Origin of the sequence: Pectobacterium nicotianae, assembly GCF_023272715.1 — a bacterium.
GTDB lineage: Bacteria > Pseudomonadota > Gammaproteobacteria > Enterobacterales > Enterobacteriaceae > Pectobacterium > Pectobacterium brasiliense.
The window spans coordinates 2,598,366-2,621,533 of sequence record NZ_CP096821.1 but is presented as its reverse complement, the minus strand read 5'-3'; the positions used below and the strand labels follow the sequence as shown (position 1 = coordinate 2,621,533).

22 protein-coding genes are annotated in these 23,168 nt (G+C 50.6%); 5 read left to right on the top strand and 17 right to left on the bottom strand.

Annotated elements, in window-relative coordinates:
• Positions 1–75: 75 nt before the first annotated feature.
• From MYB54_RS11805 to MYB54_RS11770, 8 genes are all read right to left on the bottom strand, one after another.
• Positions 76–1,617, bottom strand: a complete 1,542-nt coding sequence (locus tag MYB54_RS11805) for a SpoVR family protein (protein ID WP_039279593.1) — start codon at positions 1,615–1,617, stop codon at positions 76–78.
• A gap of 242 nt (positions 1,618–1,859) precedes the next feature.
• Positions 1,860–2,759: a tagatose-bisphosphate aldolase gene (locus MYB54_RS11800; protein WP_040038184.1), complete on the bottom strand. Its 900-nt coding sequence runs from the start codon at positions 2,757–2,759 to the stop codon at positions 1,860–1,862.
• A gap of 37 nt (positions 2,760–2,796) precedes the next feature.
• Positions 2,797–3,330 (bottom strand): P-loop nucleotide/nucleoside kinase family protein, encoded by a 534-nt coding sequence (locus MYB54_RS11795; RefSeq protein ID WP_205545535.1) that lies wholly within the window; start codon positions 3,328–3,330, stop codon positions 2,797–2,799.
• Positions 3,327–3,764 (bottom strand): PTS sugar transporter subunit IIA, encoded by a 438-nt coding sequence (locus tag MYB54_RS11790; protein WP_205545536.1) that lies wholly within the window; start codon positions 3,762–3,764, stop codon positions 3,327–3,329. The genes MYB54_RS11795 and MYB54_RS11790 overlap by 4 nt, the downstream gene beginning before the upstream one ends.
• A gap of 6 nt (positions 3,765–3,770) precedes the next feature.
• Entirely contained in the window at positions 3,771–4,049 is a 279-nt protein-coding gene (locus tag MYB54_RS11785; RefSeq protein WP_205545537.1) for a hypothetical protein, read from the bottom strand.
• 44 nt (positions 4,050–4,093) lie between these two features.
• Positions 4,094–5,431, bottom strand: coding sequence for a PTS sugar transporter subunit IIC (locus MYB54_RS11780; protein ID WP_014915314.1), 1,338 nt, complete (start codon positions 5,429–5,431; stop codon positions 4,094–4,096).
• A gap of 13 nt (positions 5,432–5,444) precedes the next feature.
• Positions 5,445–5,738, bottom strand: a complete 294-nt coding sequence (locus MYB54_RS11775) for a PTS sugar transporter subunit IIB (protein WP_039288047.1) — start codon at positions 5,736–5,738, stop codon at positions 5,445–5,447.
• Positions 5,739–5,748: 10 nt separating this feature from the next.
• Positions 5,749–6,729, bottom strand: a complete 981-nt coding sequence (locus MYB54_RS11770) for a 6-phosphofructokinase (protein ID WP_205592801.1) — start codon at positions 6,727–6,729, stop codon at positions 5,749–5,751.
• A gap of 484 nt (positions 6,730–7,213) precedes the next feature.
• Here MYB54_RS11770 and MYB54_RS11765 point away from each other — a divergent pair, with 484 nt between their 5' ends.
• Complete coding sequence (locus MYB54_RS11765) at positions 7,214–8,467, top strand: D-amino acid dehydrogenase (protein WP_205592802.1); 1,254 nt, start codon at positions 7,214–7,216, stop codon at positions 8,465–8,467.
• A 37-nt stretch (positions 8,468–8,504) separates the two neighbouring features.
• Here the strand turns inward: MYB54_RS11765 and MYB54_RS11760 are convergent, their stop codons facing one another.
• The 4 genes from MYB54_RS11760 to yeaG form a co-directional block, all read right to left on the bottom strand.
• Positions 8,505–9,704, bottom strand: a complete 1,200-nt coding sequence (locus MYB54_RS11760) for a multidrug effflux MFS transporter (RefSeq protein ID WP_180788787.1) — start codon at positions 9,702–9,704, stop codon at positions 8,505–8,507.
• 189 nt (positions 9,705–9,893) lie between these two features.
• Positions 9,894–10,304 (bottom strand): hemerythrin domain-containing protein, encoded by a 411-nt coding sequence (locus tag MYB54_RS11755; RefSeq protein ID WP_014915318.1) that lies wholly within the window; start codon positions 10,302–10,304, stop codon positions 9,894–9,896.
• 139 nt (positions 10,305–10,443) lie between these two features.
• On the bottom strand, positions 10,444–11,718 hold the full coding sequence (locus tag MYB54_RS11750) for a YeaH/YhbH family protein (RefSeq protein WP_010275403.1): 1,275 nt from the start codon (positions 11,716–11,718) through the stop codon (positions 10,444–10,446).
• A gap of 36 nt (positions 11,719–11,754) precedes the next feature.
• A complete protein-coding gene (yeaG, locus tag MYB54_RS11745; RefSeq protein ID WP_010275400.1) occupies positions 11,755–13,689 on the bottom strand; it encodes a protein kinase YeaG in 1,935 nt (644 codons plus the stop codon).
• 455 nt (positions 13,690–14,144) lie between these two features.
• On the opposite strand from yeaG, the gene MYB54_RS11740 reads away from it, so the two are divergent.
• Positions 14,145–14,894, top strand: a complete 750-nt coding sequence (locus MYB54_RS11740; RefSeq protein WP_039277523.1) for a MipA/OmpV family protein — start codon at positions 14,145–14,147, stop codon at positions 14,892–14,894.
• A 157-nt stretch (positions 14,895–15,051) separates the two neighbouring features.
• Entirely contained in the window at positions 15,052–15,903 is an 852-nt protein-coding gene (locus MYB54_RS11735) for an aldo/keto reductase (RefSeq protein ID WP_205592803.1), read from the top strand.
• A 62-nt stretch (positions 15,904–15,965) separates the two neighbouring features.
• Here the strand turns inward: MYB54_RS11735 and MYB54_RS11730 are convergent, their stop codons facing one another.
• Entirely contained in the window at positions 15,966–16,835 is an 870-nt protein-coding gene (locus MYB54_RS11730) for a D-hexose-6-phosphate mutarotase (protein ID WP_039514915.1), read from the bottom strand.
• 107 nt (positions 16,836–16,942) lie between these two features.
• On the bottom strand, positions 16,943–17,938 hold the full coding sequence (gene gapA / locus MYB54_RS11725) for a glyceraldehyde-3-phosphate dehydrogenase (protein ID WP_010295247.1): 996 nt from the start codon (positions 17,936–17,938) through the stop codon (positions 16,943–16,945).
• Between the two features lie 344 nt (positions 17,939–18,282).
• On the opposite strand from gapA, the gene msrB reads away from it, so the two are divergent.
• Both msrB and MYB54_RS11715 read left to right on the top strand, forming a co-directional pair.
• Positions 18,283–18,702, top strand: a complete 420-nt coding sequence (gene msrB, locus MYB54_RS11720) for a peptide-methionine (R)-S-oxide reductase MsrB (RefSeq protein ID WP_029367374.1) — start codon at positions 18,283–18,285, stop codon at positions 18,700–18,702.
• A gap of 136 nt (positions 18,703–18,838) precedes the next feature.
• A complete protein-coding gene (locus tag MYB54_RS11715; protein ID WP_010275380.1) occupies positions 18,839–19,117 on the top strand; it encodes a YeaC family protein in 279 nt (92 codons plus the stop codon).
• Between the two features lie 51 nt (positions 19,118–19,168).
• Here the strand turns inward: MYB54_RS11715 and pncA are convergent, their stop codons facing one another.
• The 3 genes from pncA to sppA form a co-directional block, all read right to left on the bottom strand.
• Positions 19,169–19,816 carry a bifunctional nicotinamidase/pyrazinamidase gene (gene pncA, locus MYB54_RS11710; RefSeq protein ID WP_014915323.1) on the bottom strand — a complete coding sequence of 216 codons (648 nt, stop codon included), beginning with the start codon at positions 19,814–19,816 and terminating at the stop codon, positions 19,169–19,171.
• Positions 19,817–19,834: 18 nt separating this feature from the next.
• Positions 19,835–20,854 (bottom strand): asparaginase, encoded by a 1,020-nt coding sequence (ansA, locus tag MYB54_RS11705; protein WP_203450450.1) that lies wholly within the window; start codon positions 20,852–20,854, stop codon positions 19,835–19,837.
• A 233-nt stretch (positions 20,855–21,087) separates the two neighbouring features.
• Positions 21,088–22,938, bottom strand: coding sequence for a signal peptide peptidase SppA (gene sppA, locus MYB54_RS11700; protein ID WP_039286598.1), 1,851 nt, complete (start codon positions 22,936–22,938; stop codon positions 21,088–21,090).
• Between the last annotated feature and the right edge of the window lie 230 nt (positions 22,939–23,168).

Below are 23,168 nucleotides of genomic sequence, written 5' to 3'. Positions count from 1 at the left end.
TGAAAAGGGGATTCAGGTTGTTGCCTGAATCCCCTTTTTCTTGCGTCGTATCGCTGACCTGTGAACCGAGTTTCGTTATGTGGCTGCCGTCCCGTTACGCGGCGGGCAGCGTTCAATCAACTCGATGCTGCCATCCGTGTTAGCCTGCTCCAGATAGACGTCAAATCCCCACAGGCGGTGGACGTGCTTTAACACTTCCTGACTACTTTTATCCAGCGGTGCGCGATTATGCGGGACATAGCGCAGCGTTAGCGCCCGATTACCGCGTAAATCCACGTTCCAGACCTGAATGTTCGGTTCCAGATGGCTCAGGTTGTACTGGGCGGAGAGTTCCTGCCGGATCAAACGATAGCCTTCTTCGTCGTGAATCGCGGCAATTTCCAGATAATTATTGCGATCGTCGTCCAGAACCGTAAACAGCCGGAAATCACGCATCAATTTAGGCGACAGGAACTGGCTGATGAAACTCTCGTCCTTGAAGTTCTGCATCGCAAAATGCAGCGTATCAAGCCAGTCTTTGCCCGCGATATCGGGGAACCAGTAGCGATCTTCGTCGGTCGGTGACTGACAAATACGCTTGATGTCCTGAAACATCGCGAAGCCCAGCGCATACGGATTAATCCCGTTGTAATAAGGACTATTGTACGGCGGCTGATAGATCACGTTGGTATGGCTGTGCAGGAACTCCATCATGAAGCGCTCGGTGACCCGACCTTCATCATAGAGATGGTTCAGAATGGTGTAGTGCCAGAACGTCGCCCAGCCTTCATTCATCACCTGAGTCTGCTTCTGCGGATAAAAATACTGGCTGACTTTTCGCACGATACGCAGAACCTCACGCTGCCAGGGCTCCAGCAGAGGCGCGTTTTTCTCCATAAAATAGAGCAGATTTTCCTGCGGTTCTTGCGGAAAACGTCGGGCTTGCTCTGGGGCAGCACCTTGTTCGCGACGCGGTAAGGTTTTCCAGAGATCGTTAACCTGGCTTTGCAGGTAGGCCTCACGGCTTTTCTGCCGGGACTTTTCCTCTTCGAGCGAAATCTTCTGCGGACGTTTATAGCGGTCAACGCCGTAATTCATGAGCGCATGGCAGGAATCTAGCAGACGCTCCACTTCGTCCACGCCATAACGCTCTTCGCATTGCGCGATATACTGTCGGGCAAATAGCAGGTAATCGACGATGGAACTGGCGTCGGTCCAACTGCGGAACAGGTAGTTGCCTTTGAAGAACGAGTTGTGTCCGTAGCAGGCATGCGCCATCACCAGCGCCTGCATCGGCAGCGTGTTCTCTTCCATCAAATACGCGATACAGGGATCGGAGTTAATGACGATTTCGTACGCCAGCCCCTGCTGCCCGTGCTTGTAGCGCTGTTCGGTTTCGATAAATTTCTTCCCGAACGACCAGTGGGCATAGTTGATCGGCATGCCTATACTGGAGTAGGCGTCCATCATTTGTTCTGAAGTGATGACTTCAATCTGATGAGGGTAGGTTGCCAGACGATACAGCTTCGCCACCCGATCAATCTCATCAAGGTAAACCTGCAATAACTCAAACGTCCAGTCCGGTCCATCACTCAGGCGAAGTGTTTTTTTTACCTGATTATCCGTCGATATAGCCATCAGCGCGCCCCCTAACATAGCAAGTCTGTACGTGAGATCTCGTTTACTGCCTTCCCGCTGGCTCCTGTCAAAAAATCATCGTTGTTCATTTAGTTATAGCTGAGCTTTGGAAACGCGGCAATTGACGAATTGAGCGTATTTGAGGGAGAAAGGTCGCTGAGGGGATAAAAAAGAAGCCGGTCTTACGCTGTCGATTGATAGGGAAATGCGCTCCCCGGAGAGAGCGCGAAATACCACCAGAACTAGCGGTGTTGATACCGTTTTAACAGCGCCTGAATATCGTTGAGGCGGGAAACGGCAATGGTAGACAGCTTCTCTTTAGAAACGTTGCGATCGAGCGAGATGCAATCCTTCCACAGAGAGCGTCCGGCAATCACGCCAGAGGCACCATTTTTCAACGCGCTCTCTACCTGAGGGAGAAACGTCGCGTGATCGACGCCGGCAGACAAGACGGCCCAGGGAATATCACCGCAGAGTGCCGTCACGCGTGCACAGGCCTCATCCGATCCAGGGTAAGGGATTTTTAAGACCTTTGCGCCTTGGTCGATACAGGCCTGACAGCCTGCGGGAATGAGTTCGGGCAGGAGGCGGGTATAGGCGTCGCGAGATTCATTTTCCAGAGGATAGGTCAGGAATTCGACGACGAGCAGTAAATCTTCCTGCGCAAAATCCTGAATCACGGTACGGAGTGTGGCAAGGTTCTGGGTATTGGCGTCTGGTCTATCCGGGCGAAGGTAGATCATGATTTTTCCGCCGGTGGCACCCCATTCACGCACTTTACGTGCCGTTACGCCTTCAACCATCGTGGAGATGCGGTAGCCTTCTGGCGTTGTTTCCCAGCCTGACGCGTCAAGCCCGATAAGCAGGCCCGTATCGCGGGGCAGAATGTCTTCGTCTATCAGGCCCGGTATGGCGCAGATCGGATCAACCAGCACACAACCTGCCTCCGCCGCCAGATAGCGAGTGATGTCATATTTTGTTTTTCCTAATGTTTCATTGGTAATCGCGGCCTGTGCTTCTGATGTCGGTGCTAATAATGTTCGCATACCGCCACGTTGATCGCAGGCAATAACCATCATAGCGCCTGTTGAGTTACAAATTAATTGATATCCTCGGTGTTCAGCTGTTGTCATGGTGTTCATAATAATTACCCTCATAAAAAGTAATATAAATAAGCGATTAATCCAGGTGTGTTTTGATCCATTGAATTAATTCCTGATGATTAATTTCCTTATCCTGATCAACCGTGTAACACTTTCCAATACACATCGGTTTCGCCTGATGCGCGAGTGAAATTAATTCCGGGAGATACTCGTTTCCGGGATGGCCTTTTATTCTTTCATTAACTCTGGCTTGATATCGCGCCGCAACCCGCTCGGATGAGATGGCATTCCATATTTCAAGCGTATGGTGGATGCCACACGAAGCCAGGTAGTCCTGTAATACGGATCTCTCGCGAAATCCAAACCAGGCGTCGAGAATCAGAATGCTATTTTCAGGCGCCTGTCTAACAATATTAAACATGGCCTGATAGGCGGCATATCCCAGTTTTCTGTTTAACGTTCTATCAATTGCATCGCAGAACTGCATCATGAACGGTTCTTTTATTTCATCAAGGCTTAACCGTGGGAAGCTCAATTCATCCGCAATAATACGTGCTACCGTGCTTTTCCCTGATGCGGGAATACCATTTACTAAAATAAGCTTTTTCATAATACTCCGACAATATCATCTGCCGTAGTGGCATTTCGAATACGGGAGAGCATGTCGTCCTTTTCCAATAGATTGATGATTGAGGCGATGCCTTCTGTAATATGCGCATCGCTGTTAATGCCGCCGAACATAATTAAAATATCCACCGGTTCACTGCCCTGAATAGAGAGCGGTGTCTGGAGTGTCAGTAAACTAAAACAATTCTCCTGAACTCCACACTCGGGGCGCGCATGGGGAATAGCGATACCTTCATCAAAAACATAATAAGGCCCGTATTCCTTCGTGTTTTCTATTACCGCGATGGGATAGTGCTTTGTGATACATCCTGCGCGAATTAACGGTTGCGCGGCGCAATAAATAGCCTCTTCCCATGTCTCACATATTACGCCAAGTTGAATGCAATCATGCTGCAAAAGGAAATTTTTTATGCTCATAAATCCTCATATATTTTTCCGAATGGTATTTCTGAGTTCATCTATCTGAATGAAAATACGATCAACGCGATCCCGATAGTCAGGATGCGCAGAAAATAACTGAATGGCCTGGTTGTATTTAATCATTAGCGCTTTTTGCGTTTCACTATGGGCCGGTTCCTGAACTAAGCGAGACTCAAGCTCCGCTAATTCTTCCTCAATTTCCCTGATGCGATTGTCATCCTTATTATCGCGCGGGTCGGAAGCGGGACCCGGGGATAAAAAGCGTTTGAGTAGAGAAAACATAGTGACTCCTTAAGCTATTTGCATCATGACAGCAGGCCAATACGCTATTGCGATAGTTTACGATTCGCAATAAAAGCAATGAAGGCAACGAACGCGACAAAGGCGGCGACAAATAACCAGTCTTGCTGGAAGGCATGTCCTAATATCAGGCCAGTTCCGATGACATCGGAATCACTGAAGGTGACGCCAGTAAATCCGAAGACTTCCAGTAATGGCACCAGAATGGCGGGCAAGAGCGTAATAAAAAGACCATGAACCACGCCGCCGATGACTGCGCCACGCCGTCCTCCCATGGCGTTACCGAAAATACCCGCTGTCCCGCCCGCAAAGAAGTTGGTCAATAAACCTGGCAAAATCATCGCTAGTCCAAACATCGGGAAGATCAGCATTCCCAGAATGGAACCGACGGTGGTGGCGAGGAAGCCAACAATCACGGCGTTGGGCGCATAGGGGAAGAGCACCGGGCAATCCAACGCGGGTTTGGCGTTAGGAACCAGCCGCATGGCGATACCTCGAAATGCGGGAACCAGCTCATTAAGCAGCAGACGGACACCGCTGTAGAGAACGAAAACGCCTGCGACAAACTGCATGGACTGCATGAAGGAATACATCAGATAATTGACGCCGTTCGCGTACTGCGCGATGTAGGTCGGTCCCGCCGCCACGGCAGGGATGAGGTACATCGGCACCATGACCACGGCCATCGACAGGTAGGTATCCTGCAAGAATTTGAAATTATCAGGCAGCGTTAAATCTTCCGTGGATTTGGAATTTTTACCGACTAACCGCGCGACGGCGGCCTGCACCAGATACCCGATGGTACAAAAATGCCCCAGTGCAACATCATCGGAATTCGTGATTTTACGGACAATCGGCTGCGCCAGCGCGGGCATCAGCACGGCCATAATGCCGCCAAATATGCCTCCGGTTAAGATCAGTGTCGCGCCGGTCAAGCCTGATTTATAGCCGATCACGGTGCCGATGGTTGCCATCCACAGCAGAGCCTGTCCCGTTAGGAAGATATATTTAAAGGGAGTAATGCGTGCAATAAGGATGTTAACGGCAAAGATCACCATGAGCGTCAACGCGACTTCTGACCCAAGTTCGCGGTTTGCCAACCCGGCGATGGCGGCGACATCGGTGATGTAGCCTTTCATGCCAAAGCCTTGGGTAAATATGTTGTTCAAATAAGTCAGGGTATCAACGATGATGTTAATCCCTGCCATCATGATGAGGAAACCCAGCAGCGTCTTGAAGGTTCCCTCTGCAATTTTTCCTACTGATTTCTTCTGCAGAATCAACCCGATCATGGCGATCAGCGCGATTAATATGGATGCCTGGCCTAATAAATCTTTCACAATGAAATTGATAACGGTGTTCATTTTTCACCTCATGCTATTGATGAGCCTGGATATAAGTTAAAATTTTTTCTTCTATTTCATCTTTATCAGTCAATTTATTAAGAATGATGACTCTTTTTTTCTCATCTTCACTGGCATCGCTATTCAGAATGTCAGCAAATATTTTCTGGGTTAGGATAACGTCATAATTGAAGGCTGAGGCCTCTGAAATCGTGGTGTGATTTATTTCTGCATCAATACCTAATTTTTTTAGTACGGATTTGGCTGTCATTTCGATAGCGAAACTGGAACCTAATCCACAACCGCAAACGCAAAGTACTTTCAACATAATCATGGCCTCATATAAGGTGATGGGCTTTCGCGAGCTTATAAAAGTGACTGTCGACATCAACCAAACGTCGTTCGGAATCCTCCAGGTCGATAGGAATAGCCTTGTTGTTATTATTGATAATGATAATTTTATTGGTTAGTCCGGCGTTAATACACCGAACCACTTCTTCTGCTAATAGGGTGCCCTGAATAATTTCTTCCCCGGTGGGCGCGCCATTTCGTAAACCATATCCCAAAATGGTTTTTCGGATACGGATGCCAATCTTATGCTCTAGTTTCTTGATAATGGTATCGATAGCGCCCTGAAAGCCAGGAGTATACTCATGGGTATAGCCTTCAGAGCATAAAATGATCACGCTGTTTTGTTCTGCGATTTTCTCCCGAATACATTGTGATAATTTATCAATATCCCACGGTGATTCTGGAATGAGTGCGATGTCTGCATTGCTCTTTAATGCCGCCTGCAAGGTTAATTCGCCACAATATCCACCGAGTAATTCAATCATGAACACCCGGCCTTGTAATCCCCGGCCTGTATTTCGTAATTTCTCTACTTCACTCATTACTTGCTCGCAGGCGGTAGAAAAACCAATCGTATAGCTATTCCCTGAAATGTCATTATCAATCGTCATGCCTACGCCATAGCAATGAATGCCATAGTGACTGAGTTTTTTTAAAAATTGAAATGAGCCATCTCCGCCAGCCATAATGAGCGCGTCGAGTTTTTGCTTTTGAATGTTTTTGACGATTTGTTCATAGTCTGTTTTTCTACACTTTCCGGTTTTTCTCCCTGAAGTAATCAGGGGCATTGCCGAGATGGAATAATCCACTAAATCGCGGCGAGTGAGGACTTTACAGCAGTTATCGATAAGGCCATTAATTCCACCATCGAAAATGACGATGTCAGAGGCAGTCATTCTATTCACCTGAAAGATGAAGTTATTTATTCCGCTAACGTCGCCGCCGCTAATGACTAATCCAATTTTCATCGTCGCCCTCTGGAAATATGAATAACCACTGTGTGAACACAATGTTATTAAACTGATAAGGCGTTTTTTTGATGAATGTCGCAAATTTGTATTTAATTACTGGGCTAAGTGTCTTGACAGTGATGTTGATTATTCGATTGATGTGATGAATATCACGATTTAAAAATAAGCAATCCAACTAACTTATTAATTAACCTGGACTTTAACATTTCCCCCTTTTTTATTTTTATTATGCTTTTCAGCTAAAAAACGAATACGTATTTTGTGAATGATTTCACAGTTATTTTGTTACGATCCCAATGGAGAAGCAGCGGATCGAAGAGATAACAATAGATAAATGTTATCGTCGAGATTGGTGACAATTCCTTCCCAAATGCTAGAGTAGTCTTCAGTTTTACCTTTTAACTAGTGTTTTATTCCATTAAATAAGCATTTTTCCAGTAGATTAGACGGTCTTTAGCGGAGAGAAAGGGAGAGCGGTAGCATGCGGGTTGTGATTCTGGGAAGTGGCGTCGTTGGTGTAAGTACCGCCTGGTATCTTGCGCAGGCAGGGCATGATGTTACCGTGATCGACAGGCAGCCGGAGCCCGCGTTGGAAACCAGCGCCGGAAATGCCGGACAGATTTCCCCCGGCTATGCCGCACCTTGGGCTGCGCCGGGAATACCGCTGAAAGCGATAAAGTGGATGTTTCAGCGTCATGCTCCGTTGGCCATCCGGCCGGACTTCACGGCAGCACAACTGTGCTGGATGTGGCAAATGTTGCTCAACTGCGACGCGCGCCACTATAAAACGAATAAAGCGCGGATGGTGCGTCTGGCGGAATACAGTCGCGACTGTCTGCAAGCGCTGCGGCGAGATACCGGTATCCAATACGAGGGTCGGCAAGGTGGAACGCTGCAACTGTTCCGCACTGAGCAGCAGTATGAAAACGCGACACGCGATATCGCCGTGCTGGAAGAGGCTGGCGTACCGTATCAACTGCTGACGCGTTATGAGTTGGCCTCGGTGGAACCTGCGCTGGCACACGTGGCGGGAAAACTGACTGGCGGGCTGCGTTTACCGCATGATGAGACCGGCGACTGTCAGCTGTTCACTCGCCAACTGGCGGCGATGGCTGCCGATGCCGGTGTCACCTTTAAGCTGGGGCGTAACGTTCGCCAGTTGCGGGTGGAAGGGCAAAGCGTCACGGGCGTCCAATGTGACGATGAAATGATCGTGGCAGATGCCTATGTGATGGCCTGCGGCTCCTATTCCACCGGATTACTGCGTCAGTGGTTCGATATTCCGGTTTATCCGCTGAAAGGCTATTCACTGACGATTCCGCTGGCGGATGACGCTTTTGCACCGGTTTCTACCGTACTGGATGAAACCTATAAAATAGCGATTACTCGCTTTGATCGTCGCATTCGCGTCGGAGGCATGGCAGAGGTCGTGGGTTTCAACACCGAGCTGAATCCCAAGCGCCGTGAAACGTTGGAAATGGTGGTGCGCGATCTCTATCCTCACTGCGGCCCGATTGAGCAAGCAACCTTCTGGACGGGATTGCGTCCGATGACACCGGACGGCACGCCGCTGGTAGGGCGCTCGCCGCTGAAAAATCTGTACCTGAATACGGGACATGGCACGTTGGGCTGGACGATGGCCTGTGGATCGGGGAAATTGCTGGCGGATATTCTGTCGAACAAATCACCGGAGATTGAAGCCGATGATTTGTCCGTGGAAAGGTATGCTCGTTAGGTTTGAACTACTGAGTTTTGAACTACTTATTTTTGAACTACGTACGGGGCAGCGATGTAATGCTGCTCTTATGGTGCCGCGTAAGCAGGCGGGCGCGTATCGCCAGCAGAGCGGCACAGAGCATGACCAGCGCCAGTGATACTTTTGACGGCAGAGGAATGGCCATAGCAATCAGGCCCAGCGCCGCGCCGCCCGCCATCTGCACAAATCCTACCATCGCCGACGCAATCCCCGCCTCATTAGAATAAGGCTCCAGCGCATAGCTGGTGGACGGCCCGATCAAAAATGCCAGACCAGCACAGGCCAGCGCGACAGGCAGCATGTAGGTTGGCCAGGTGTTTTGCATCGCTTCGGGTAAGAGAACGACGCCGCTAAGCAGCGAAAGAAACCCTGCACCCATCAGCAGGCTACCGATAGCCAGACAGCGCGGTCGGCCGACTTTGCGGATAATACGATTTGCAAAGAAGCTGACCAGCATGATCCAAAAACCGTTTACGCCAAAGGCAATGGAAAACTCAAGCGGCGTGAGCCGGGCCTCATTCATCAACACCACGGGAGAGAAGGTGACATAGGTCAATGCCATCCCCATGGCACCCGCATTGACTGAGGCGAATCCCAGAAACTGGCGATCGGATAACAGACGTGCATATTGGCGCAGCGGCAAGCCGTGTACGGGCAGCGTTGAGTCTGGGCGCGTTTCAGGCAGAAAGCGGATGACGAGTGCCAGTACCAGAATGCTGTAGCCCGCGAGGAACCAGAAGGGGGCTCGCCAGCCGAAGGCTTCGGCCAACAGTCCACCCAAGAGCGGAGCCAGTGCCGGCACAATGTTCAGCGTGCCGTTAAGAAAGCCATAGGTTCTGGCGGCATCGTCGCCGTTCAGTTTGTCACGCACGCTGCTGAAAATGGCGACGGCGGTACAGCAGACGGCCAGCCCCTGAAAAAGACGTGAGAGGACGAATAGCGTGGCGCTGGTGGCTAGCGCGGCCATGATCGCACCGATGAGGTAGATAATCACGCCAGCCAGCGCCATAGGGCGTCGACCGTATTTATCGACCAGCGGCCCTGCTAGCAGTTGGCCTAATCCCATGATCAGAATAAACAGTGCGACGGTGGATTGAATCAGCGATTCAGGGCTGTTCAGCGCCACGGCGATGGCAGGAATAAGCGGTAAATAAATGTCGATGCCCAGAGGGCCGAGTAGAACCAGAGTCAGTAAAATCAGAACAAATCGTTGCATAACAAAAACAGAAATCTATGTTTTATGGGTTCGACAGGGTAATGCGCACACTGGCGGAAAGAAAGTGTTATCTTTGTGACAATGTCACGATGATGTGAAGGGAAGTAGCGTGGCGAGGTTGCATGAAGGCGCTAATCAACAGGGCGGAGCAGAGATTTTCCGCCCTTTAGTCAAACGTGCTTAATCCACTCAGACCGTTTCAATGCGGGGATAAAAATCGTGATTCTCCCGCTGCATACGTTCATAGACCTTACGCAACACGTTATTGGCATCAGCCCGGAAATCCCTATCGTGCCCTATCAGTTGTGAAGCCGTATTCCAGCGACGGGAAAACGCATCGTAATCTGCGGCAATGGTTTGCATTTCATTCTGATAATGCTGACTCATCTTCGTTAACTGCTCGTCACCGCTGCGCTGAAGCGAAGGGTAAAGCACGCGATCTTCTGCGGAAAGGTGCAGCTTGATGGTTGAACTCATGGCGACGATGGCGCGGGCGATGTCAGTGGCGTTCTCCGTCACGCCTTCTCGTGATAGCCGACGCAGGGTATCAATGCTTTCGAGTATTTCGTTGTGCTGGTGTTTGAATTTATCAATGTTCATAAGCGATTCTCTGTGCAGGTATAATGCTATTTATAATACATGCATTTTAAATGCATGTTTATAGAAAAATGCCCGGAAAGAGAAAATCAGCCAGCTAACGATTAATCATTAACAGATAACTGGCTGATTGAGAGGTGGGTCAATGCCCTACAGTTTGTTTACGGAAGAGTTCACGGAAGACAGGGTAGATATCATCCTGATCGCGGATATGCTGCATGGCGAAATTGTCGAACGTATCGCGCAGCGTTTCATATTCGCGCCAGAGCGTCTGGTGTGAACGCCGGGTGATTTCAATATAGCTATAGTAACGCACCATCGGCAGAAGCTGATTTGCCAGAATCTGGTGACACAGTGGTGAGTCATCGGCCCAGTTATCGCCATCCGACGCCTGTGCCGCATAGATGTTCCACTGTGACGGATCGTAACGCTCGCGAACCACTTCCTCCATCAGCTTTAACGCACTGGAGACAATGGTGCCGCCGGTTTCCTGAGAGTAGAAGAACTCCTGTTCATCAACCTCTTTCGCCTGCGTATGGTGGCGAATGTAGACGACGTCGACGTTTTTATAATTTCGGCTGAGGAACAGATACAGCAGAATATAAAAGCGCTTCGCCATGTCTTTCGTCGCCTGATCCATCGAACCGGACACGTCCATCAAACAGAACATCACCGCCTGGCTAGACGGTTCGGCCCGACGCTCGTAGTTCCTGTAGCGCAGGTCAAACGTATCGATAAACGGCACGCGGGCGATTTTCTGGCGCAGTTCGTTAATTTCCTGCCGCAGCCGTTCCTCTTCCAGCAATTGTGCAGGTTCGGTATGCGCAAGCTGTTCCAGCGTCTCTTCCAGTTCATGCAGCGTACGCCGTTTACCCGCTGTCATCGCCATACGGCGTGCCAGCGAGTTTTGCAGCGAACGTACCACGCTGATATTGGCAGGAACGCCGTTAGCGGTGTACCCGGCGCGGTGCGTTTTGTACTCGGTCATCTGCCGATGCTGGGTCTTCTTCAGATTCGGCAGCGCCAGATCTTCAAACAGCAGGTCCAGATATTCGTCTTTGGAGATCTGAAAGACAAATTCATCTTCGCCTTCGCCATCTTTACTGGCATCCCCCTGACCGGAACCACCGCCGCCACCTCCTTGTGGCCGCTCGATTTTGTCGTTCTGTACAAAGTGATCGTTGCCCGGGTGGACGCGGTGGCGGCGTCCTCCACGGCCTTGATGGAACATCGGTTCGTTGATGTCTGCATTGGGGATCGAGACTGACTCCCCGCTTTCGATGTCGGTCACCGAACGCTTATTAATGGCCTCGGAAATCGACTGTTTTATTTGCGACTTATAGCGGCGCAGAAAGCGTTGGCGGTTCACCGTGCTTTTGTTTTTGCCGTTCAGTCGTCGGTCAATAAAATAGGCCATGTTTCCCCCAAACGCTGTTGCCAGCATCGTGCGTCATTATGATGACTTCCTCACCCGCAGATACCATTCGCACAGCAAACGAACCTGTTTCCGGGTGTAGCCTTTCTCCATCATGCGATCGACGAAGTCATCATGTTTTTTCTGTTCATCCGTTGAGGTTTTGGTATTAAACGAAATCACAGGCAGCAGCTCTTCCGTATTGGAGAACATCTTCTTCTCAATGACCGTACGCAGCTTCTCGTAACTGGTCCAGTTTGGATTCCGGCCGCTATTGTTGGCACGGGCGCGCAGGACAAAGTTGACGATCTCGTTACGGAAGTCTTTAGGGTTGCTGATGCCCGCAGGCTTCTCGATCTTTTCCAGTTCGGCGTTTAACGATTCGCGGTCAAACAGCTGGCCAGTATCTGGGTCACGGTACTCCTGATCCTGAATCCAGAAATCCGCATAGGTAACATAACGGTCAAAAATGTTCTGGCCGTATTCGGAATAGGATTCGAGATAGGCGGTCTGGATCTCTTTACCGATGAATTCGGCGTATTTCGGTGTCAGATAGCCTTTCAGGTGCTCTAAATATTTTTCTGCCAGCTCCTGCGGGAACTGTTCGCGCTCGATCTGCTGCTCCAGCACGTAGAACAGGTGTACTGGGTTAGCCGCGACTTCGCTGTGATCGAAGTTAAAGACGCGTGACAGAATCTTGAACGCGAAGCGGGTCGACAGACCGTTCATTCCCTCATCCACGCCTGCATAGTCGCGATATTCCTGATAGGACTTTGCCTTCGGATCGGTATCTTTCAGGCTTTCGCCGTCGTAAACCCGCATCTTGGAGTAGATACTGGAGTTTTCCGGATCTTTCAGACGCGACAGAATGGAGAAGCGGGCCAGCGTTTCCAGCGTGCCGGGCGCGCAAGGAGCGTGCGTCAGTTCGCTGTGATCCAGCAGCTTGTCGTAGATCTTGACCTCTTCGGACACGCGCAGGCAGTACGGCACCTTCACGATATACACACGGTCAAGAAACGCTTCATTATTCTTGTTGTTACGGAACTGCACCCACTCGGATTCATTGGAGTGCGCCAGAATAATTCCGTTGAACGGCAGGGCGGCAATGCCTTCCGTCCCGTTATAGTTGCCTTCTTGTGTCGCAGTCAGCAGCGGGTGAAGCACTTTGATCGGCGCTTTGAACATTTCGACGAATTCCATAATGCCCTGGTTCGCCCGGCACAATGCGCCGGAGTAGCCGTAGGCATCGGGATCGTTCTGAGCATAGTGCTCCAACTTGCGGATATCGACTTTACCGACCAGCGCTGAAATGTCCTGATTGTTCTCATCACCGGGCTCGGTTTTCGCGATCCCGATTTGCGCCAGAATCGATGGCCATACTTTGACGACTTTGAACTTGGTAATGTCGCCGCCAAATTCCTGAAGGCGCTTGGCGGCCCACGGTGACATGATGGTGCCGAGGTAGCGCCGTGGGATGGCATACTCTTTCTCAAGTATTGCGGCATCTTCCTGCGGGTTGAACAGGCAGAGCGGATGATCATTCACCGGGCTGCGTTCGCCGTTGGCACTGAGGATGTAAATCGGTACGCGCTGCATTAGCGCCTTCAGGCGTTCGGCAAGAGAGGATTTCCCGCCGCCGACTGGCCCCAACAGATACAGAATCTGTTTCTTCTCTTCTAATCCCTGCGCGGCATGTTTCAGGTAAGAGACAATCTGTTCGATGGCCTCCTCCATGCCGTAAAATTCTTCAAAAGCAGGGTAGCGAGCAATCACCCGGTTTGAGAATAGGCGCGACATTCGTGATTCTTGGGCGGTATCCACCATTACAGGCTCACCGATAGCCGTTAACAATCGTTCAGCCGCGTTCGCATAAGCATTGCGATCCTGCTGACAGATGGTAAGGAATTCCTGCAGAGTGAACTCTTCGTCCTTGGCAGCGTCGTAACGCTGGCGGTAGTGATCAAATATGTTCATAGCGATGCCCGTCCTTCGTCGATTAGCACAGATTAAGAGAGCGTGTGGAATATATGCCTATTAATGTATTGCCCTCCGAAAGAAGAAATCTCCTGAGTCCAGCAACCCTTATGCCAACTTGTCGCGTCAGGGCGTCGTGATTTTATTCATTCCTGCTGGTCAGGAAGACGTCACCTTCTGTATTAAAGCGTAGTTTGCATCCGTAAAATTTCCTCTAGTCCACAGACGTATTTTTAAGATATTTCAAGGACTCACTTTCAGGAAAATCCGTGTAGCATTATAGAGAACGGGCGTTGAGCCTTAAGGACACGGCCTATTACCGACGTTAGCGCACGTAAAACCTATCGAATATATAGGTTATTCGTTAATGTTATTTTTATATAACCTGAACGCGAACGTGTGTAATTGGCTTATCATGTTTCATGATATTTATCTGTAATAGGAAATAGAAAACTGTGAAAAAACCTCAACTATGTATGCTGGCCGCACTGGTTTCTGGTGCTGTGCTCCTGCCTTCAGCCTATGCCGCAGATGTCTCTCTGGGCCTTGGCGCTGCGGGTTCAACGTCCGTGTACCGTGGTGTTGATAATGACGTTTATCCGCTTCCTGTACTGAATTATGAAAGTGAAAATTTTTATTTCCGCGGGCTGGGTGGTGGATACTACCTGTGGAATGACGGCGCAAATCGTTTCTCTTTAACGGCCTACTACCTGCCTTTAGGGTTTAAGCCGGGAGATAGCGACGATCTGCGTATGAAGCAGTTGGACAAACGCCGCGGTACGCTGATGGCGGGTGCGGCTTATCGTCATACTGCCGACTGGGGTGAAATTCGTACGGTGCTGGCAGGGGATACGCTGGATTACAGCAACGGCTTCGCGTGGGATACCGCTTACCTTTACCGTTTCTCAATGGGCGATCTGAGCATCACCCCCGGTATTGGTGCGACTTGGTTTAGTGAAAACATGAACCAGTATTACTACGGCGTGAGTGCGCAAGAATCTGCGCGTTCTGGTTTTAACCAATACAGCCCTGGTGATGGTTGGGCCCCGTATCTTGAACTGAGTGCTGGTTATCAGATTAACGAAAGCTGGAGCGCCTGGGCCGTGGGCCGTTACACGCGTCTGTCTGACGAAATGAAAGACAGCCCGATTGTTGACAGTAATCACAGCATCTTAATGAGCGCAGGCGTCAGCTATCGCTTCTGATGCTTTTCGTGAGCGCTTTTAATGCTCTTCGTAAGCATAGTGCATCTGCCGTACAATAATGGGGTGATATCACCCCATTTGCACATTTATGGTGCGCCAAACGTCATGTTAGGTTGACGGCAAACCCGTTACGTTGACGGCAGGCAAGGAGGAACGCGTGACAAAAGCGATTCGTTTTCCAGATGACACCCGCGTACCGGCGATCGGTCAGGGAACGTGGTACATGGGTGAAGATGCCCGAATGAAAGCGCAGGAAGTGACGGCGCTGCAAACGGGTATCGATCTTGGGTTAACGCTGATTGATACGGCCGAAATGTATGCCGAAGGCAGGGCGGAGGACGTCGTCGGTGAAGCGATACGTGGCCGCCGTGATAGCGTTTATCTGGTGTCGAAAGTCTATCCGCACAATGCGGGAGGCGAAAAGGCGATACAGGCGTGTGAACGCAGCCTGAAGCGACTGCAAACCGAGCGCATTGACCTGTATCTGCTACATTGGCGCGGTGGCATCCCGCTAGTGGATACGATTGCGGCGATGGAGCGATTACAGCAGGCGGGAAAAATCGGCCAGTGGGGCGTCTCCAATCTCGACTTTGAGGATATGCAGGAGCTCTGGTCGCTAAACGGCGGAAAACGCTGCATGACCAATCAGGTGCTTTACCATCTGGCATCGCGCGGTATTGAGTTTGATTTGTTACCGTGGTGTCAGCAACAGCAGCTTCCGGTAATGGCGTATTGTCCGCTGGCGCAGGCAGGGCGCTTGCGTGAGGGATTATTCTCGCATCCGGTAGTGAACCGCATTGCACGCGAACATAGCATCACGCCAGCTCAAGTGTTACTGGCGTGGGCAATTCGTCAACCGGGCGTGATCGCGATTCCTAAAGCCAGCTCTGTGAAGCATGTTCAGGAAAATGCGAAAGCGCTAGACGTGGTGCTATCGAAGGAAGATATTGCGCAGCTCGATCAGGCCTTTCCACCGCCGACGCGTAAACAGCATCTGGATGTGGTGTAGCAGAAGCGAAAGGATTTGCAGAATCGGGTGTATGGCGAAATCGCCATACACCTATCGCGTGGTTATTTCTTGATGCGGATAACCGTTGCCAGACGCGCAGGCGCGTTGACGGATGCGACAAACGGTTGATTAATGCGCGCAGTTTCCACACACACGAACGTTTTATATCCCTCATCGGTCATATCGCTAATCGTACGAGAGAGCTCAGCACCGGGGTTCCATGACACGACATCGCTATGGTGCGTATGGTGCACTTCGATAGCACGTTTCAGCACTGCGTCATGTACCACACTGGTGTCCTGCGGCTGGGTATAAATGCGGTCTGTACGGTCGGTAAAGACCAGATCGCCTTGCTGCGTTGCCAGCTTGCCCTGATCCACCTTATCAATGAAAGACTCGCCCAGGCCAGCAATGCGGATATCGCTGATATCGCCGATATTGAAATAGGTATGCAACGCGCTAGTAATGCTGTAATCGCCATGCGCTTCCAACTCAATGCCACATTCCTTGCCCAGCTTGAAGCGGGCGATGAGCGTGAACGCATGCGGCCAGCTCTTGCGCGTTTCTTCATTATCCTGCAGCGTGAACGTGAGCTGTACGCCGTGTTCATCTTCGCTGTGGGCGGTAAATTCCCACGGCAGCAGACGGGCAAAACCGTGATTAGGATCGGCGAAAGGGCCAAACCAAGGGAAACAGATTGGAACACCGCCGCGAATAGCAACGTGATGAGTAAAAGGCGTATTGTCGCTCAGCCAGAGCACCGGCTCTTCGTTTGTTGGCTGCCAGCTGAGCAGGTGCGCACCTTGTAATGCGACTGCCGCGCGCACTTCAGGGTGATCAACGACAATGATGGGTAATTGGTCCAACTGACGCTGGGTGAGGGTGGCGCTAATTTGTTTCGTGACGGGGAGTGAGAACATTGTGTTATGCATGATAGTGCCTTTTTTTGATTGTTTTTCGTGGTAAAAAGAAATCTGCAATAAACAATAAAAAAGGGCGACATCACGTCGCCCTTTTTTCACAGAATCATCGCTGACGCTTATTTAGAGATGTGAGCGATCAGATCCAGAACTTTGTTTGAGTAACCAGTTTCGTTATCGTACCAGGAAACCAGTTTCACAAAGTTGTCGCTCAGAGCGATACCCGCTTTAGCATCGAATACGGAAGTCAGTTTTTCACCGTTGAAATCGGTAGAAACTACTTCGTCTTCGGTGTAGCCCAGAACGCCTTTCAGCTCGCCTTCAGAAGCGGCTTTGATTGCTGCACAAATTTCTTTGTAAGAAGCAGGTTTTTCCAGACGTGCAGTCAGGTCAACAACAGAAACGTTCGGGGTAGGAACGCGGAACGCCATACCAGTCAGTTTGCCGTTCAGCTCAGGAATCACTTTACCTACTGCTTTAGCAGCACCGGTAGAAGATGGGATGATGTTCTGTGCTGCGCCGCGGCCGCCGCGCCAGTCTTTGTGAGACGGGCCATCAACCGTTTTCTGCGTTGCAGTGGTTGCGTGAACGGTGGTCATCAGTGCTTCAACGATACCGAAGTTGTCGTTGATAACTTTTGCCAGCGGAGCCAGGCAGTTAGTGGTGCAAGATGCGTTAGAAACGATTTCCTGACCAGCGTAAGTTTTGTGGTTTACGCCCATAACGAACATTGGGGTATCATCTTTAGATGGACCAGTCAGAACGACTTTCTTCGCACCAGCAGCGATGTGTTTACGTGCAGTGTCGTCAGTCAGGAACAGGCCAGTTGCTTCAGCAACAACGTCTACGTTGACTTCGTTCCACTTCAGGTTTGCAGGATCGCGCTCTGCGGTAACACGAATGGTTTTGCCGTTAACAACCAGGTGGCCATCTTTAACTTCAACGGTGCCGTTGAAACGACCATGAGTTGAGTCGTACTTCAGCATGTACGCCATGTAATCAGCATCTAACAGGTCGTTGATTGCAACGATCTCGATGTCAGAACGCTCTTGCGCAGCGCGGAAAACAATACGGCCGATACGGCCAAAACCGTTGATACCTACTTTGATAGTCATATATTCCACCAGCTATTGGTTTGTGAATAAAAGGTTGGTTGTAAAATTACAAAAACCTTGCTGAGCGTCAAGCGGAATCGTGTCAATAGTTGCTGTAAGTCAAACCTATGACCAAACTTTGTGCGAAAACCGCTCGACCCTGTAACTAAGTAACATCTAAGCCTGATATGAGGGTGAAATGCATCATATAAAGCCTGTGTGATCTCAATATGTGATGTGTATCACAATTAAATATTGATGCTAATAACATTCCTAATATTAGGTCAGAACAGCCTGTTAGGTTGTTAATTTTTTGTTATAATCAATGATTAATTGAATTGATAACACCCGCCGTGAGACTTCCTATGACTAACGACTCTGCTTCGCGTACCCCATCCGACAATACTGAATTGACAGAGATGCAGCGCTATGTCACCCAGCAACGTGGTACGGAACCTGCGTTTTCAGGCAAATTGCTGCATAACAAGCGCACTGGCGCTTATCACTGTCTCTGCTGTCAGGCTCCGCTGTTTTATTCCGACAGCAAATACGACTCCGGCTGTGGCTGGCCGAGCTTCGATCAGCCCGTATCTTCAGAGGCGATTCGCTATCTGGAAGATGATTCACACAATATGCGCCGTATCGAGATTCGCTGCGGGCAGTGTGATGCGCACCTAGGCCACGTTTTCCCTGATGGCCCGAAAACCACGGGTGAACGTTACTGCGTGAATTCGGCTTCACTGAGTTTCATCGACGACGTTGATGGCGAACGCGTTGACGGGTAATCTGTTTGCGACAGGTGCGACGGCGATAAGCGAGATGATAACTTGCTTTAAACGATTCAGCTACTAAAAACGCTGTTAGCACAGCACAGAAACCTAATAAGAATAAACCTGATCTTTCTCGGAGCAGAAACCGGATATGGAACTCAATGATCTGATCGACGCCATGACGCCAGAAATTTACCAGCGGTTAGTCACGGCGGTGGAGTTGGGCAAATGGCCAGACGGTGTCGCGTTGACGGCTGAACAGAAAGAAAACTGCCTGCAAATGGTGATGATGTGGCAGGCTCGCCATAACGAACAGGCTGAGCACATGACGATTGGCACTGATGGCGAAATCGTGATGAAGAGCAAGCAGGAGCTGAAGCGTGAGTTTAACATCGCTGACGCTATTATTACGCTAAAACCCGACGCGTAAAACAGAAACAGGCAGCCGCAACGGCTGCCGCTATTCCGGTTGTCAGTAGCGCTAGTGCGCGGCAGACAACGCAGCAAGAAACTGCGTCATATCTGTTAGTATCGCCCCACGCTGTGCCATTTCCCGTAACGCAGATTCGCTGTCATCAGGCGAAAGATTCACGCCACGACACCCATCCACCAAGACTTCGGTGTGATAGCCCAGCGCAATCGCATCCAGCACGCTGAACTTGACGCAATAATCGGTCGCCAGCCCTAGAATAATCAAATGGGTGATCTGGTTGGCGTGTAGCCACGCATCCAATTCGGTTTTCACCCGATGTCCGTTATCGAAAAAAGCGCTATAACTGTCGATCTCCGGCTGAGTCCCTTTTTGTACGATCCACTGAATGGCTGACTGATTCAGTGCTGGATGAAAATCAGCGCCGGTGGTTCCCTGTACGCAGTGAATGGGCCACCAGATCTGCGGCCATCCGTTTAACTCACCGAGTTCTCCGACCTTGGTATGCGCATTAACAGCAAAACTGCCGTGATTAGCGGGGTGCCAATCCTGACTGGCAATCACTGGAACGCCAGCGGCTACGCAGGCTTCAATAGCGCGGTTAGCCACCTCAATGACGCGGTCGCCTTCGTTAACAGCCAATGCACCGTCGGGACAAAAATCATTTTGCAGATCAACTAATAGCAATGCTTTTTTCATGACGACTCCGTGATTAACTCAATCTTTATCGCTCAATTCCCCATGCAGGTTCTGCTGCATCAATTGGCGAATGTCATCGGCGCTTAGGTCCTGCTGGCTCAGTAAGTAATGCAGTTTGGTCAATGCGGCTTCGACGGTCATGTCAAAGCCACTGATAACGCCCGCATGCGCCAGCGCATTGCCCGTCGCATAGCCGCCCATGTTTACGCGCCCGGAAATGCACTGCGTCAGGTTGACGACCACAATACCGCGTGCGGAGGCTTCACGTAATTCGTGCAGCAGCCCGGGGCTTTGCGGCGCGTTGCCAACGCCGTAGGAACGCAGGATAAGCGCTTTCACCGGCTGACGGAGAAAATTGCTGATGACATCGGCAGAAATGCCGGGGTAAATCGTAATTACCCCGATAGGCTGTGGCGTAATGTGATGCACTTCCAGCGGCGGACAGTTGCTACATTCCACAGTCGGTGCCAGCCGACGAATATGGATACCGGCTTCCAACAGCGGCGGATAGTTGGGGGAGGCAAAGGCATCAAAGCCATCCGCGTGGGCTTTGGTGGTGCGGTTGCCGCGCAGCAGTTTGTTATTGAAGAAGAGGGCGACTTCATTAATCGGATGATTAGCCGCAACATACAGCGCGTTCAGCAGGTTGGTCTGACCGTCCGAGCGCAATTCCGCTAACGGAATTTGTGACCCTGTCACGATAACCGGCTTGGCAAGATTTTCCAGCATAAACGAGAGTGCGGAGGCGGTGAACGCCATCGTGTCAGTACCATGCAGAATCACGAAACCGTCGTAGTCATCGTAATGGTTTTGAATATCGTCCGCGATGGATTGCCAATCCGCTGGCGTCATATCAGACGAGTCGATCAGCGGATCGTATTCATGAATCGTGAACGACGGCATCTCTTCGCGATGGAATTCCGGCATTTTTGCCAACTGCTGTTGTAAATGACCGGATACCGGAACATAGCCATTAGCAGAGCGCTGCATGCCGATGGTGCCGCCCGTATAGGCGACATAAATGGATTTCTTTCGCATGGTGGTGTGAGTCAGGATTAAACCGAGAATTATAGAGGGAAAAACAGCCCGATAATACTATCATAAGCAATGACTATTACCGGGCTATACCCGTCATACTTCAAGCTGCTTGTGCGTTGGCAGCGTTCAGTCACCCGAATCACTTACCTGAGTAAGCTCATCGGGATGCCTTCTCTTGCCGCCTTCACGCAACTCGAATTATTTAGGGTACATATTGGCGGCTACTGTAAACGCTACCGGACTTCTCCGCAGGTGAGGCAAAATGCATACCGGTTCTGCGGGTCGTTCAGGTTATTCATGATGGACGGCTGTGACCGCATGGCTTCCGCCAGCTGTGCGACCGGTGCTGGCAGCATAGACTGGACGGCAACGGGCAGCAGGGCGTACACGGAGGCGTTCACCTGATTCAGCATCGTGTCCAGCAGACCCGGCTGTTCGGCATACCAGTTCAACTGATACTGTCCCAGTTTTGCTAGCTCAGCCGCTTTCTTCACGGCATCATCAAAATCACCGATCTGATCGACCAAACCATTTTCTTTCGCGTCGCTACCGATCCAGACGTGACCTTGCGCGATCTGATCGATTTGCTCAGGCGTTTTCTTACGCGCCTGCGCCACGATATCAATGAAGTTCTTATAACCGCGCTCGATACTTAACTGCATCATCTGCGAGAATTCAGGTGGCAGTGATTTCGTGATCGACAGATCGGCCAGTGGCGAGGTCGCTACGCCATCCGTGTGGACGCCAAGGTTTTCCAGCGAATCTTCGAACGTGGTAATCACGCCAAAAATACCGATAGAACCTGTCAGCGTACTGGCGCTGGAGATGATTGCGTTTGCTGGCGTTGAGATCCAGTAACCGCCTGATGCCGCCATACCGCCCATGGAGACCACGATCGGTTTACCTGCCAAACGGAGTGCCATCAGTTCCGAGCGAATCAGTTCCGACGCGGTGACGCTACCGCCAGGGCTATTGACGCGCAGTACCAGCGCTTTGACTTTAGGATCGAGGCGCGCGGCGCGGATCTGTGCCGCCGTGGTATCGCCACCGACCATTCCCGGTGTTTCCGGGCCATCAATGATGGCGCCATTGGCAAATACAACCGCGATCTGGTTGTTATTTTGCACCGGCGGTTTGATGGTGTAGTCGTAAATGCTGATGAAATTAAAGTTGTTCTTCTGGCTATTCCAGCCGAACGCTTTAACCAGCGATTGCTCGGTCACGGAACGTGATGCCACTTCATCGACCAGCTTGTTATCCAGCGCATAGCGTGCGGTATCGCCCTGGACGGCCTGCAAGCCTGCAATGATGTTGGTTGCACCCGGGAAGAGCTGCTGAGGCGTAATCTGGCGGTTAGCGGAAACGGTATTTAAATACTGCTGCCACAGAGCATTGATCCAACGGCCATCGGCATCGCGCGCCGCAGGCGACATATCGTCACGCAGATACGGTTCAACGGCTGACTTATAAGTTCCCACGCGGAAGATATTGGTGGTCACTTTCAGCTTGTCCAGCATGGACTTGAAGTAGAGATTGTTGGTCGCGAAACCGTGTAGATCAACACTGCCTTGTGGCGTCAATGACACCGTATTGGCAAAACTGGCCAAATAGTATTGAGACTGGTTGTAGCTGTCGCCGACTGCATAAATAGGCTTACCGCTATCGCGAAATTCGCGCAGTGCCTTGCCGATATATTGCAGAGACGGTTGGTCGGCACCGGTAAAGTCGCTGAGATCCAGCACCATTCCCGTGATGTTGTCGTCACTCTTTGCCTGACGAATACTGTCGACAATATCGAACAGTGAGTTCTCCTGGCGACGGTTGTTCGATGCACCGAAGAATTCACGTCCTAATTGACGCAGTTTGTTGTTAACGGTGGGTTGATCAACGACCACGCCCGTCAGATCGACCAGCAGCGCACCCTTCGTGGCCTCTTCCGGCGTCGTTTTTACCTGTGAGTAGATCCCAACACCAACTAAAATCAGAGCAATAAGGAAAATATTGAGAATAAATTCTCTGATAAAATTAAGCAGACGCCATGTCCACTTAAAAAATCCGCTAAAAATTCGCCACAATGTGCGCATGATATCTCCATGAACGGGTAAACAGCGTGTGCCCTACGTCCTTCAACTCGCCCTCTGGCAAGTGATGAAGCACAAGGAGTGATAGTATCCTAATGAGCGGACAGTAAAAAGTCAGCATTAAATCGCCGCAGAAGCGCACCCTGTCGGGGTTATCTTGTAACAAAACTTCTACTTGTGCTAACGTGGCGCGCAACGTTGCCGTACAGTCGTTTCTACCGTAGAAGTGGGTT